This window comes from Chryseosolibacter indicum (assembly GCF_018598585.1).
In the GTDB taxonomy this organism is placed as follows: Bacteria; Bacteroidota; Bacteroidia; order Cytophagales; family Cyclobacteriaceae; genus Chryseosolibacter; species Chryseosolibacter indicus.
On the sequence record NZ_JAHESD010000015.1, the window covers coordinates 67800 to 80883 of the forward strand.

15 protein-coding genes are annotated in these 13084 nt (G+C 40.2%); 10 read left to right on the top strand and 5 right to left on the bottom strand.

The window, feature by feature from the left end:
- The first annotated feature begins 26 nt into the window (after positions 1–26).
- The 7 genes from KK060_RS09210 to KK060_RS09240 all read left to right on the top strand — a co-directional run bounded on the left by KK060_RS09210 (position 27) and on the right by KK060_RS09240 (position 4814).
- The gene (locus tag KK060_RS09210; RefSeq protein WP_254153424.1) at positions 27–704 is read left to right on the top strand and encodes a MotA/TolQ/ExbB proton channel family protein; all 678 of its coding nucleotides are present in this window, start codon (positions 27–29) and stop codon (positions 702–704) included.
- A gap of 8 nt (positions 705–712) precedes the next feature.
- Positions 713–1114, top strand: coding sequence for an ExbD/TolR family protein (locus tag KK060_RS09215; RefSeq protein ID WP_254153425.1), 402 nt, complete (start codon positions 713–715; stop codon positions 1112–1114).
- 1 nt (position 1115) lies between these two features.
- Positions 1116–2027 carry an energy transducer TonB gene (locus KK060_RS09220; protein WP_254153426.1) on the top strand — a complete coding sequence of 304 codons (912 nt, stop codon included), beginning with the start codon at positions 1116–1118 and terminating at the stop codon, positions 2025–2027.
- A gap of 6 nt (positions 2028–2033) precedes the next feature.
- Complete coding sequence (locus KK060_RS09225) at positions 2034–2240, top strand: hypothetical protein (protein ID WP_254153427.1); 207 nt, start codon at positions 2034–2036, stop codon at positions 2238–2240.
- A 93-nt stretch (positions 2241–2333) separates the two neighbouring features.
- On the top strand, positions 2334–3632 hold the full coding sequence (locus KK060_RS09230) for a bifunctional folylpolyglutamate synthase/dihydrofolate synthase (RefSeq protein ID WP_254153428.1): 1299 nt from the start codon (positions 2334–2336) through the stop codon (positions 3630–3632).
- A gap of 10 nt (positions 3633–3642) precedes the next feature.
- A complete protein-coding gene (trmB, locus tag KK060_RS09235; protein WP_254153429.1) occupies positions 3643–4302 on the top strand; it encodes a tRNA (guanosine(46)-N7)-methyltransferase TrmB in 660 nt (219 codons plus the stop codon).
- Positions 4303–4310: 8 nt separating this feature from the next.
- Positions 4311–4814: a tetratricopeptide repeat protein gene (locus tag KK060_RS09240; protein WP_254153430.1), complete on the top strand. Its 504-nt coding sequence runs from the start codon at positions 4311–4313 to the stop codon at positions 4812–4814.
- A gap of 50 nt (positions 4815–4864) precedes the next feature.
- Here KK060_RS09240 and KK060_RS09245 read toward each other — a convergent pair whose 3' ends face one another.
- Positions 4865–5437, bottom strand: coding sequence for a hypothetical protein (locus tag KK060_RS09245; RefSeq protein WP_254153431.1), 573 nt, complete (start codon positions 5435–5437; stop codon positions 4865–4867).
- 27 nt (positions 5438–5464) lie between these two features.
- Here KK060_RS09245 and KK060_RS09250 point away from each other — a divergent pair, with 27 nt between their 5' ends.
- Genes KK060_RS09250 through rpe form a run of 3 tightly spaced genes read left to right on the top strand, consistent with a single transcriptional unit; the run spans position 5465 to position 8520 of the window.
- A complete protein-coding gene (locus KK060_RS09250; protein WP_254153432.1) occupies positions 5465–6211 on the top strand; it encodes a hypothetical protein in 747 nt (248 codons plus the stop codon).
- Complete coding sequence (locus tag KK060_RS09255; RefSeq protein WP_254153433.1) at positions 6198–7820, top strand: S8 family serine peptidase; 1623 nt, start codon at positions 6198–6200, stop codon at positions 7818–7820. Before KK060_RS09250 ends, KK060_RS09255 begins: the two co-directional genes overlap by 14 nt.
- Positions 7821–7866: 46 nt before the next feature.
- The gene (rpe, locus tag KK060_RS09260; RefSeq protein ID WP_254153434.1) at positions 7867–8520 is read left to right on the top strand and encodes a ribulose-phosphate 3-epimerase; all 654 of its coding nucleotides are present in this window, start codon (positions 7867–7869) and stop codon (positions 8518–8520) included.
- 23 nt (positions 8521–8543) lie between these two features.
- Here the strand turns inward: rpe and KK060_RS09265 are convergent, their stop codons facing one another.
- The 4 genes from KK060_RS09265 to KK060_RS09280 form a co-directional block, all read right to left on the bottom strand.
- Positions 8544–8876, bottom strand: coding sequence for a hypothetical protein (locus KK060_RS09265; RefSeq protein ID WP_254153435.1), 333 nt, complete (start codon positions 8874–8876; stop codon positions 8544–8546).
- Between the two features lie 240 nt (positions 8877–9116).
- Entirely contained in the window at positions 9117–9761 is a 645-nt protein-coding gene (gene msrA, locus KK060_RS09270; RefSeq protein ID WP_254153436.1) for a peptide-methionine (S)-S-oxide reductase MsrA, read from the bottom strand.
- Positions 9762–10393: 632 nt separating this feature from the next.
- A complete protein-coding gene (locus KK060_RS09275) occupies positions 10394–11497 on the bottom strand; it encodes a hypothetical protein (protein ID WP_254153437.1) in 1104 nt (367 codons plus the stop codon).
- A 222-nt stretch (positions 11498–11719) separates the two neighbouring features.
- Positions 11720–13072 (bottom strand): MFS transporter, encoded by a 1353-nt coding sequence (locus tag KK060_RS09280; protein WP_254153438.1) that lies wholly within the window; start codon positions 13070–13072, stop codon positions 11720–11722.
- Positions 13073–13084 lie beyond the last annotated feature (12 nt).

Sequence of the window (13084 nt, forward strand, 5' to 3'; positions counted from 1 at the left end):
TTTAGCTATAATTTTTTAAACTTTAAATGATCCTACTTCAGGTAATTACAGATTCAACAACAGTATCTACAGTTGTTGATGGGCAATCAATATCAGTTTTAGACCTTGCAGTAAGAGGCGGTATCATAATGATTCCCCTTGCCCTTATGTGGGTTATCGCAGTGTATGTATTTATAGAGCGCCTGCTTACAATTAACAAAGCAGGAAAGGTACCTGACTCTTTTATGAATACCGTAAAGGATTTGGTGTTGAGAGGCGACATTAATGGAGCGAGAATGGTCTGTAGCCAGAATAATACCCCTATAGGTCATATTGTAGGGAAAGGTGTACAGCGTATAGGAAAACCGATGGAAAACATTGAAAAGTCAATGGAGAATGTCGGGCGTCTTGAACTATATAAGCTTGAAAAGAACCTGGTTATACTAACCATTATCGCCGGTGTAGCTCCGATGTTCGGGTTTTTAGGAACCATCGCCGGTATGATTCAGACTTTCTTCAATATTTCAATTACCTCAGATATTACCCTGGGCTCTATAGCAGACGGTATCTATGTGAAGATGGTTACGTCAGCAACTGGTCTAATTATTGGTATCATGGCTTATATAGCTTACAGTTATCTTAATGCCCAGATTGATAAGGTTGTGAATCAGATGGAAGCTGCAAGCGCTGATTTTATTGATACCCTTCATGCACCTGTTAAATAAAGGTAGTTATGGATTTACGAAGCAAACGTCATAAACGCCAGGCAGAGTTTCATAACTCAGCATTGAATGATATTCTTTTCATTCTGCTGCTCTTCTTTCTTATCGTTTCTACGCTTGCTAATCCAAACGTTATTAAGCTACAGTTACCGAAGGCTACAAGTAATACAAAGGCCCGCCAAACGGTGGTGGTGAGTATCACTCCAAAGCATGAATATTTTGTCGGTACGAATAAAGTTCCTTTTGATAGGTTATTGAGTACATTAAAACCAGCTCTGGCCAATGAAAATCTTGAGCCAACTATTGTTATTAACGCTGAAAAGTCTGTTCCTATTGAAGACGTTGTGTCTGTAATGGAAATAGCGAACAAGCTTGGTGCTAAAGTTGTTCTTGCTACTAAAAAACCTGGCTAATATGGCATCGCAGGAGGAACGTGAAAAGAAGATAAAGGCAGCCCTGGGCACCCTCGCAGTAAACATTGTTGTTTTACTCATTCTTTTGTTTGCGGGTTCATGGAAAACGGCCGGATCGGGAGAAGGTCAGTTTCCTGGCATAGAAGTAAACCTGGGTTATGACGATCAGGGAAGTGGCAACATCCAACCCGACAGACCCATTGGCAGCGAAAAAGCCAATGACGTTGAGAATCCGCCTGCAGAACCTACTGAGCAGGTACCTACACTTGAACCACAGCAACAGGCACCTATAGAAGAAGCCCCTCCGGCAAAAGTTGTTCAGCCTGCTACCGTCACTGATCCTAATAGCGACGTTGAAATTAAAGAAGTAAAGAAAGAAGAAAAACCAGTAGAAAAACCTGTTGAAAAGAAACCTGTAGAGAAGCCGGTTGAGAAAAAGCCAGAGGAGAAACCTAAGGTGGTAGATCAAAACGCTGTATATACTGGTAAAAGCACCTCATCTAATGCCACTTCAGGTAATGGTACCGGTAAGCAAGGCACTACAGGAAGCGAGGGCAATGATGTTGGCAAGCAGGGTGACAAAGGTGTAGAAGGTGGTACTCCAGGTGCACAAACCTACCAGGGAAGACCAGGAGGTGGAAACGGAGGAACACTTGATCTTCAAGGATGGAATTGGGATAACATCCCGAAGCCAAATGTTCCTGATAATGAATTTGGAAGAGTTGTTTTCGAAATAGAAGTAGATGATAATGGCGAATTAATTGGATATCGTAAAGAGTCAGGGTCAGTAAGTGCAGCTGCAGAGCGTGCTTGTATTGATGCCATACAGCAACTTACTTTTACTAAAAAAACAGGGGCTAAGGTTCCGCCTGTGTCGAAAGGAAGAATTACATTCGTAATTCGCGCTCAATAGCAATACATGGAGAAAAGGTATATTGAATTTATTCAGGATGTACTTATTACTATCCATCAGAATATCCATGAACTAGAGGACCGGAAAAGCTTTGCTGAACCTGAAGAACTTACCCATATCGAAGCAAAATTGCTTGCTTATAAAGAAATGCTCTCAATCATTAAAGTGAGTGCTGACGAGTTTAAATTGCCTAAAGAAGACATTGGAATTTAAGGATTTGGATAGCTAAATACGTATCGCTTTAGGAGCCCAGTCTCATTATTTGTTAACACCACCTGTAGATTATAAATTGCGCGAGTTTTAGTCATGCTCCATACCTACCAAGAGGCTGTTAAGTATTTGTATGAGAACCTGCCCATGTTTCAACGGGTAGGAGCAATTGCCTTCAAAAAAGATCTCACCAATACCCTAAAACTTTGTGCATTTCTGGGTAATCCTCAAACTAAATTTAAGTCTATTCACATAGCAGGTACCAATGGTAAAGGTAGTACCTCGCATATGCTGGCTTCTGTTCTTCAGTCTGCAGGTTACAAAACAGGATTATATACATCACCCCATCTCAAGGATTTTACAGAACGGATTCGTATTAATGGTATTGAAGTTTCGCAGGATTATGTAGTCGATTTTGTCAATCGCATTCATGAGGCTATTGCGGAAATAAAGCCTTCCTTTTTTGAAATAACAGTAGCCATGGCATTCGATTATTTTGCTATGGAAAAAATAGATGTAGCAGTAATAGAAGTAGGTCTTGGAGGCAGGCTTGATTCTACCAATGTGATCACGCCTGTTGTTTCTGTTATTACAAATATAGGATGGGATCATAAAGATCTGCTCGGTGATACGCTTGAAAAGATTGCTTTTGAAAAAGCAGGTATCATTAAAAAAGAAGTTCCCGTTGTTGTAAGTGAACGACAAGCAGAGGTACAAGATGTCTTTATAAGAGTAGCGCACGATGCGCACGCTTCAATTGTATTTGCATCCGACCGCTACACGGTGAAACAACAACAAGATGGAGCATCTAAAATATATGCTGTCTATGAAACGGGTTCAGGTAAATTACTCCGTACCCTAAAGATACCGTTGTTAGGATTTTATCAGCAGAAAAATATCACTGGCGTTCTGCAAGCTGTAGATGTAATAAATGACCTTGATTTTAAAATTAATGAACAATCTTTAGTGCAAGGATTGGAAAATGTAACATCACAAACAGGGCTGAAAGGGCGTTGGCAAATCTTAAATAATAAGCCTCTTATGGTGTGTGACACCGGCCATAATATTGATGGTGTAAGAGAGGTCGTTAATCAGATCAATCAATTACAAGTAGGCGAAAAGCATATTGTTTTTGGCGTTGTAAAAGACAAGGATGTATCAGAGATACTAAATATTCTTCCGAAAGAAGCACACTATTACTTCTGCCAAGCGCAAATACCGCGTGCTATGGAAGCGGAAACATTGTCAAGATCAGCACAAGCATTTGGATTGCAGGGTGAAGTAGTCCCTGATGTAAATGAGGCAATTTCCAAGGCGTTATCAAAGGCAAAATCAGATGATCTGGTTTTTATAGGAGGAAGCACTTTTGTGGTAGCAGAAATAAAGGATTTATAGACATACACCCGTGAAAAAAAAGCAGGAACGATTCAAAATTATCGAAGAGCGATCAAACGTTATAGAGCCTAGCAAATCATTGTATCAAACGATAAAAGGCAAATGGAGATCAGAATATTTTAAAAATGACAATCCCATTACAGTGGAGTTAGCTTGCGGGCGGGGTGAGTATACTATTGGTTTAGCGGCACAATTTCCTGATCGTAATTACATCGGTGTAGATATTAAGGGAGAGCGCATCTGGAAGGGAAGTACATGGGCTGTAGAGCAGAATTTGCAGAACGTAGCTTTTCTCAGAACACAGATCCTGATGATTGAGAACTTTCTTGAAGACAAGGAAGTGGATGAAATTTGGCTGACTTTTCCTGATCCAAGACCGAGAAAACGTGATGTAAAACGACGTTTGACCAGTCCGCGCTTTATAGAGTTGTATAAAAAGCTGACGAAGCCAGGGGCTTACATTCGCTTAAAAACCGACAATACATCACTGTTTGAATACACTTTGGAGGAAATGCAATCCAGGCAAGATATTGATGATTTACGCTATACTTTTGATGTCTATAATTCTGAACTTCGCCCTGAGTGTTTTGATATAAAAACCCGTTATGAGCAGGAGTTTGCCAATAAGGGTGAGAGCATCAAATACTTGCGCTTTAGATTTAAATTATAACCCACTATATGGAAGAACCCATTAATTTCGACCTGGAAGAGAAATTTTTAACAGCAGACCGCCTGATCAGTGAAAATAAATTAGGTGAGGCTGCAAAAATGCTGGAAGAAATCCTTGAAGAAGCACCGGACTATGGCAAAGCACATAACCACATGGGCTGGCTTTATGAAACAAAATTCAAGAATCTTCAAAGGGCAGAAGAACATTATCGCTTGGCATTAAAGTTCTCTCCGGATTACACCGCTGCATACTATAACTATTGCTACCTGCTGTCGTCACTTAGAAAATTCGACGAGCTTGAAAAGTTACTTGAGCACGCTATCAGAGTTTCAGGTATTAGCTATGCAACAATCTATAACGAGTATGGGTTGCTTCGTGAAATGCAGGGAGATCTTGATGATGCTATTCACTACTTCAAGCTACACATCAAAAATTCTTTTGACAGCAAAAGCATCGAGACTGCCGCTGAGTCTATCAGAAGATGCGAACGTAAAAAGCAATTAATCGCTTAATAGAACTTATTGAAGTGGCACGTTGCCTTTAAAATACAACGTGCTACTTACTAATACTCCTCCAGGGCCTCAAGCACTTCGGCCAACTCATCATAATTTTTAAAGCCGGGTCTTATCTCAGGCGATCCGTTTAGCGCTACACCTTTCAGCGTTGTGTTTCCTTCCAATATTCCAATGTTATCTTTACTCTGAATTCTCACAAGAAGAGGAATATCTGTTGTCGTATTAAGTCGTTGTGCGGCTTCTTCCTCAATAATGTAGTACTCTACAGCGTCTTCGTGTTTAAGTGCCTGCAGCTCTTCTGCAGTGGCGGATACAATAGCAGGTATTGTGATCGCATGCTTTAGAACTTTAAATTCTGTTAGAGACATCTCAACCATGTCAGGCGCATAGTTCTCAATCACTTCTTTAATTATATCTACCTGAGTAATACCGTATAACTCCGCAATGAATTTGGGGCCGGATACCCAACCTCTTATTTCCTGGTAAAGTTTGGGAGCAATATAGTTTTGTTGCCCCTCAAGAGCCCGGAAACCAAGTAAATCAACACCCATTCCCGCACAATAACGCGCATCACTTAAATTAGTGATACTGCCTACTTTAACTATCGTTTTTAATGGCATAGGTAATCCAAAAAGAAAAAAATAACTTTGTATAAAACACGTTCCTATTCGGGTGCGGATTTAGTAAAAACAGCGATAGCATTGAAGCATTTCTTTAAATATTTAGCGCTTATACCTTTTTTTTTATCAGCCTGCGGGTCTGACGAAACTGACAGCCAACCAGAGAAGGGATTCGATTACTACCCTTTAACAAAGGGGTTCTACCAGATTTATGATGTAGAAGAAACAAAGTATAGCGAGGTAGCAGATCCTGAAACGCTTCTATATCAACTAAAACATGAAGTGGTTGATTCATTTGCCAACGATGCGGCAGGTATTACATATGTTGTCTATCGGGAAAAACGTGAAGATGAGGGTAAGCCCTGGGTATATGTAGATACGTGGTCAGTACGTGTTAACGGTAATGATATTATTGTGAGCGAAGGAAATGTACCCTTCGTTAAGTTAGCCGTGCCTTTGAAAAAAGGAAGAAAATGGGATGGAAATAAGTATAACAACCTTGAACCTGATCAATATGAAATTAATTCAATTGAAAAGACATATGAAGTTGGAGACGAAGTTTTTCAAGAAGTGGCAGTTGTAGAACAGGAATTTGAAGACGACCCCATTGTGTATACTGATTTAAGAGAAGAAGCTTACGCGAAGAGCGTAGGTTTGGTCTATAGAGAAATTACACAACTTCATTATTGTACCGATGAATTCTGCTTAAACGATCAGATCATTGAAAGCGGAGTAAGATTAAAACAAACTATTCGTGAGTATGGTAGGAAATAGGAAGGCCTTACTGGGCTTAATTCTGTTATTGATAACTGAAGTAGGATGGGCACAGATTAACAGGTACATGGTTTTCTTTAAGGACAAGAATGGAAGTCCGTTCTCAACCACAAATCCTGACCAGTTTCTTTCGCAGAAGGCGATTACTCGCAGAATCAAACAAGGCGTAACCATTACCGAACAAGATCTTCCCGTCAATTCAAATTATATTTCGGGCGTTCAACAGGCAGGTGCAGAAGTATTCTTCAAGTCAAAGTGGTTTAATGCAGTACTTGTTCAATGCGATGCTTCACTAACAAGTACCTTATTTCAACTTCCCTATGTTAGCAACGTAGAATTTGTTGCACCACAAGCGCAGTTAATTTCCCGCGGCAGGAAGAAGTTTAGTCTCAGAAAAAACAATACTCCAAATGGCGGGGCACAAACTGCTGCGCAACTGAATCTCATCGGCATTCCTGAAATGCACCAGATGGGAAAGAAGGGCGAGGGGATGGTTATTGCTGTCTTTGATGCAGGGTTTCCTGGTGTAAATAACACGGCGCCTTTTTCGCATCTCTTTGAAAAAGGAAAGATCAATGCGGGTTTTGACTTTGTCTATAACACAACAGACGTATTCAGGTACGATGCTCATGGTACCGAAGTTCTTTCTGTTATTGCAGCTGATGTTCCTGATGCTTTTACAGGAGGAGCCCCAGAAGCTACTTTTCAATTGTACGTCACTGAAGACGATCCTACTGAGTACAGAATAGAAGAATATAACTGGGCCTTCGCGGCAGAACATGCGGATAGTTCAGGCGTAGATATTATAAACTCTTCACTTGGTTATTATGATTTTGATATTCCATCTATGAATTATACGAAAGCACAAATGGATGGAAAAACTGCAGTAATAACAAAGGCAGCACAGTGGGCGTCAGACAGGGGTATGCTTGTAGTATGCAGCGCAGGTAACGAAGGTAATATCGCATCGTGGCGGATTATAACCGCTCCTGCAGATGCCGAAGGTGTATTGGCAGTAGCCAGTGTTAATGCCGAGGGGGTAAGGAGTTCGTCAAGTTCCATAGGGCCCGCAGCAGACGGACGTGTAAAACCAGATGTTGCCGCCATGGGGGTAGGTGTGCGGGTAATCAATGAACGTGGCTCTCTCTCAAGCGTTAGCGGAACTTCACTTTCTGCGCCGTTGATAACAGCCCTGGTTGCCGGAGTATGGCAAACGTATCCTGACCTAACCAGTAAAGAGATCATGCAATTAATTAAGGAGACGGCTTCACAAGCAAAGAACCCAGATAATTTTCTGGGCTATGGTATTCCTAATTACAAGGCTATCGTAAACTTTAAAGATCAGTTTGTTCAAGAACGTACTTTCGAGGTTTTTCCTAATCCAACAAATGATACCATTGTTATAAGCCCTATCGATCCTGATTCCATCACTACGTGCCAGGTCGAACTTATTTCGGCATTGGGCCAGATTATTGCCAAAGAACAAATCAACTTTAGCTGGCTCAACAGAAATTACAAAGCAGACCTGTCTTCGCTTTCGGCGGGTTTATATTATGTTAGAATCCTTTATGCTGATAGAAGATATATTTTCAGAGTAGTGAAAGAGTAATTTTCAATGAATTAAAATATTTACTTTTGGTCGAACTTTTGAAGATATGAGCCTTAAACCAATTATAGCACCATCAATCCTTGCCTCAGATTTTGCCAACCTTCAGCGTGAAGTTGAAATGCTAAATGAAAGTGAAGCTGATTGGATTCATGTAGATGTGATGGATGGTGTTTTTGTACCTAATATATCGCTTGGGTTACCAGTTGTAGAAGCAATTCAAAAGCACGCAAAGAAACCGCTTGATGTGCACCTCATGATTGTTCAACCCGAACGTTATGTTGAAGCATTTAGAAAAGCTGGGGCGGAAATTATCTCTGTGCATATTGAAGCTTGCACACATCTGCATAGAAATATCCAGCAGATAAAGGCAACAGGAGCAAAGGCAGGAGTTGCTGTTAATCCGCATACTTCAATAAGTCAACTGGAAAATGTTATTGAAGAGATAGATGTTGTTTGCCTGATGTCTGTTAACCCGGGGTTTGGGGGGCAAAAATTTATCGACAATACCTATAAGAAAGTCTCCAGGTTGAAGGAGCTCATACAAAGCACAGGTTCAAAAGCACTGATAGAGATTGACGGAGGTGTGAATAAAGAAAACGCAAGGTTATTGATTGAAGCTGGTGCTAGTGTACTTGTGGCAGGTAATTTTGTATTCTCTTCCCCAGATCCTAAAGCAACCATCAAAGGTTTGAAATTATAAGTATAAACACCTTTGTCAGGAGGTTAGGCAGCCAACTCGCTGTTTATCCTGTTTTTCATTTCTCTGATTCTTACATAGACAGGATCATTGTAAAGCGTGTTGAAACGAATTACCCCGTCTATTTCGCTTAAAGGAATTTGAGATTTAAAAAGAGGATACCCATGAAGATCACATTCTCTCAACTGAATGACGGGTTCGGAAACCTCGCTGAAGCCAATATCTACTACTGCTGTAGTTATTAATTTGTGTTCGCCTTTTAAGTAAAAGCCAAGAACATTAGTTTTTTCTTTGCTCTCAAAAAGCTCTTGAAGAATTTCATTCCGATCTCTCTTCACTCGAAACGCCCCTGTTGTCATAAAAATTAAGATACACAACGCCATCAAAAAATATGTGCCAGGGTATCAATACTATTACTGGTATAAATAAGTTATGGTCGGCAAAAAACTAAAAGAAGGAGAGGGCTGAAAAGCAAAAAAGCTCCGCGTCTCGGAGCTTTTTTGTTTACCTAAACCTAAACCTATGAGAAGAATTACTCTACTCAAGTACTATTAACGGAGGTTCAGGTTATAAGTTTCATAATCTTTAAAAAAATAGAACTAATGTCTGATTTTATCTTTGAACACCTTTTTAAACTTGTCGAGTTTCGGAGTTATGACGTAACTACAATAAGGTGCAGTAGTATTTAATGCATAATAATTCTGATGGTAATCCTCAGCTTTGTAGAAAGTGGTATAAGGACTAATCTCAGTTACTATTGGCGCTGAAAATATTTTACTGTCGTCTAATTTCTTTTTATAAAACTCAGCCAGCTTTTTCTGTTCATCGTTATGATAAAAAATTACCGACCGATATTGTGTTCCTTCATCAGCCCCCTGCCGATTTAAGGTAGTAGGATCATGTGTCTTCCAGAAGATTTCAAGTAGCTCTTCATAAGAAATAACCTTAGGGTCATACTGTACTTGTATAACTTCTGCGTGTCCGGTCAGGCCGCTGCATACCTCTTTGTACGTGGGATTTTTAACCTTGCCGCCAGCATATCCTGATTCTACTTTAGTGATACCACTAACTTCTAAAAAAATTGCTTCTGTACACCAGAAACATCCCGAACCAAAAGTTGCTGTCTGCAAATTTGCTGAACTGTTTTCCATAGACTTGTTTTCCTGTTTTTTGGGTTGCGCACATGAGACGGCGGCCAGTAAGACAAAAGCTGCCAGTGCATATATTTTTATGTGTGTATACATACTCTTAGTTAAACTGATTCAAAGATGTAAATAGTTTCGGAAAGCCGCTTTTTTTACCAGGGTAATGCTTTTCCAGCGGATTTTTTTGATGTCTGTCACATTAATTTTAGGTAGCCATCAATCTGGCCCATTTTAATCCGCTTAGAGCGATTCTTTTCCGACGGCGGAAACAATGTATCTTTTTAATGCAAAAGCGTTTAAACGCAAACTGTACGCCTTTAGCCGCCTCTTAACAGTAGCGCCAGAAATGTATTCGTCTTACTAGGGCTACAGATGGAGATTTCCATGAATAAAGCCAAGCCCGATTTAAGGAAGCCGTATTTTTCCGGTACTTGAGCCCGACATCAGCCGTACTTGAGCCGTATATGAGCCGTATAAGCTGCGTTTTTAGTGAAATTTGAGGCCTTATACGGCTCATATACGGCTCAGATATGGCTCAACCCCGGCTGAAATAGGGCTGAGTCTAGTTTTTATTAAAGTTTAACATGTGTAGGCGGAAGCAGTAAAAATCCTCAAAATAGGGTAAATCCGTGTTTCCTACGCTGGGTTGAAAGAGATGACCGAATTAATAAAAAAACGCTGTTGCAGGGGGCTACAACAGCGTTTTAAGTAGTAAGGTCTATCTAGAGATGTTAATAATTCTTTAAAAAGCCTGACAAGCGCGAGTACACCTGTTTGTCAAGGTCTTCCATTGCTTGTTTTCTTAGTGCCTGGCTGTCGGGTCTGGGAGTAGACGTTGCGCATGCATCTTTTTGCGATTTACTAAATACGCGCTGGTCTCCTGAACATGTTCCCCAGGTGTCTTTCCAGATTCCGGTACCTCTGAAGTCGTCTGAAAATACTTTGTTTCCAGTTTTCGGATCAACAATTACAATTGATATAGTACCCTCTGACTCAACAGTTATTTTGTTCTCGATGTATTTACCTCTTATTGTTTGATAGGTAGGTACTTTTACCTTATTCACTACTTTCTCGCCAACTTTAACACTGTCAATAAGCTCGTATTCTTTTTTTGTTATTACAGGCTTCTTTTCAGAATAATTTTGAATGGATACAAGCATGTTAAGGTCAAACTTTCTGCCCATCTGGGTAACAGCAATGTTCTTATTAACTAATTCAATAAACTGTATTTCATCCAGCTGCCTTATAAAATTGCCAGAGGAAGTCCAGTTGTTGTAAGCAGACTCCTCATACATAACAGTAAGCGTTCCATCCCTTTCCGATTGAGTCATCATCTCAAGGGCCTCTTTGTAACGAGGTGTGTAACCTTCACATTCCTTAAAATAGAAATACGCTTCCCGTGAGTCTCTACGTGTTGCCTTCATCATGGCAGTAATGCCGGCGCCGTATAACTCTTCACTTGCCTTTTCCTTAAGCGGACCTATTTCTGAGTAATAGTTTTTTGGACTTTTAATTACAGTTAATGCAGCAGGAGAAGATTTAACAACTTCATATAATTCGTTAACACGATTGTAGATGTTTATCGTGTTTCTGCTTTTAAACATTTCGTTAGAAGCTAACATGTTTTGCGCTTCCTGTTCAAGCGATTGAAGTGCTAAAGGATATGCGCCTTTTAAAGTTTCTTTGGATTTAGAGTGATCAGGTTTCTGCTTTAGCCTATTTACTGACTTTACAACGGCGCCGTAATAATCTCCTTTTTCATAAGCTTTTTTACCAGAACTACAGGAGGATAGTACAACAATAAAGACTGCAAAAAGTAAAGGTCGAAATTTCATAAGACGTGGGGTTTGCGGACAAATTTACGATTTGATTATTAAATTAATTTCAATAACCCCTCAGAAAAACCAGATGTATGAAAATTCCATTGATTATAGTATGGCGTTTTTCCAGGCATAATCTGACGAGTTATTAGCGACTCGCATCCCAAAAGCAATTATTGTGCTATAAACGTGAGTAATTACTTTCTTAACATATTAATAAAATGTTACATAATTATTTTAAGAAGATTTGATTACCGCTACGTCATCGGTATCATCTACAAAAGCAACACACAAGGCGCCAATGATAAAGAAAACGCCTGCCAGTATTAGACTGTAAATTGCCTGAGAGCCAAATACATATTTAACAATGGGGCCTCCAATAATACCGTTTATAATTTGAGGCAGGGTGATAAAGAAATTAAATACCCCCATATAAATTCCCATCTTATGAGAGGGTATAGCACCTGCAAGAATAGCATATGGCATGGCGAGTATGCTTGCCCATGCAATTCCTACCCCTATCATTGGTACAATAAGAACATCTGGATCATTAATAAAGTATATTGAAATTAATGCAATACCTCCTATGGTGAGCGAGAGGGCGTGCGTTAATTTTCGCCCTACCTTTGCAGCGATGGCCGGAAGGAAGAGCGCATAAACAGCAGAAACACCGTTGTAAATACCAAACAGTCCGCTTACCCAGTTGCCCGCATCCTGAAAGGTTTCAGATTTGGTATCACTTAACGGTAATGCGTATACATGGGTGGCAACGGCTGAGGTAGTGAATACCCACATAGAGAAAAGTGCAAACCATGAAAAGAATTGTACTAATCCCAGTTGTTTCATGGTTTTAGGCATGTTTACAAAATCACTTATGATTTGTGAGATGCCTTTCTTGCCTGACTTATTACTTTGCTTTTCGTATTCATCTGGCGGAAACTCTTTTGTTGTAGTGACAGTCCAGACAATAGCAGAGAGAAAAACAACGGCTCCAATATAGAACGACCACAACACGTTGTCTGGTACTTCGCCTTCCGGAGCTGTTTTTGCAACATCAAACCATTCAGCAAATACATAAGGAAGCCATGAACCTATAACAGCGCCAAGGCCTATTAAAAAGGTTTGAACAGAGAAGCCCAACGTTCGCTGGTCGGAAGGAAGCAGATCTGCAACAAGTGCACGAAAAGGCTCCATGGCAATGTTAAATGATGCATCCATTACCATTAGAATTCCTGCGCCTATATAGAGCGGTGCGAGAAACCCTGCCAGTACTTCGGCATTAGGCATGAATATAAGGGCTAATGCAGCGATGATAGACCCGGCAAGAAAATAAGGACGTCGTCGTCCAAGAGAGGTCCATGTTCTGTCACTATAATAGCCAATAATGGGTTGCACAATCATTCCTGTTAGAGGAGCTGCAAGCCAAAACCAGGAGAGGTGCTCAACATCAGCACCAAAGGTTTGCAGTATTCGGGAAGCATTTCCATTTTGTAATGCAAAACCAAATTGGATACCGAAAAAACCAAAGCTCATGTTCCAGATTTGCCAGAACGTGAGCTTTTGTTTTTGTTTTGATGAGGTAGTAGTCATTTTACAAGATGC

Coding starts and splice junctions, on each gene's coding strand:
- KK060_RS09210 (WP_254153424.1), top strand. CDS start 27: ATGATCCTACTTCAGGTAATTACAGATTCAACAACAGTATCTACAGTT.
- KK060_RS09215 (WP_254153425.1), top strand. CDS start 713: ATGGATTTACGAAGCAAACGTCATAAACGCCAGGCAGAGTTTCATAAC.
- KK060_RS09220 (WP_254153426.1), top strand. CDS start 1,116: ATGGCATCGCAGGAGGAACGTGAAAAGAAGATAAAGGCAGCCCTGGGC.
- KK060_RS09225 (WP_254153427.1), top strand. CDS start 2,034: ATGGAGAAAAGGTATATTGAATTTATTCAGGATGTACTTATTACTATC.
- KK060_RS09230 (WP_254153428.1), top strand. CDS start 2,334: ATGCTCCATACCTACCAAGAGGCTGTTAAGTATTTGTATGAGAACCTG.
- KK060_RS09240 (WP_254153430.1), top strand. CDS start 4,311: ATGGAAGAACCCATTAATTTCGACCTGGAAGAGAAATTTTTAACAGCA.
- KK060_RS09245 (WP_254153431.1), bottom strand. CDS start 5,437: ATGCCATTAAAAACGATAGTTAAAGTAGGCAGTATCACTAATTTAAGT.
- KK060_RS09255 (WP_254153433.1), top strand. CDS start 6,198: ATGGTAGGAAATAGGAAGGCCTTACTGGGCTTAATTCTGTTATTGATA.
- rpe (WP_254153434.1), top strand. CDS start 7,867: ATGAGCCTTAAACCAATTATAGCACCATCAATCCTTGCCTCAGATTTT.
- KK060_RS09265 (WP_254153435.1), bottom strand. CDS start 8,876: ATGACAACAGGGGCGTTTCGAGTGAAGAGAGATCGGAATGAAATTCTT.
- msrA (WP_254153436.1), bottom strand. CDS start 9,761: ATGTATACACACATAAAAATATATGCACTGGCAGCTTTTGTCTTACTG.
- KK060_RS09275 (WP_254153437.1), bottom strand. CDS start 11,497: ATGAAATTTCGACCTTTACTTTTTGCAGTCTTTATTGTTGTACTATCC.
- KK060_RS09280 (WP_254153438.1), bottom strand. CDS start 13,072: ATGACTACTACCTCATCAAAACAAAAACAAAAGCTCACGTTCTGGCAA.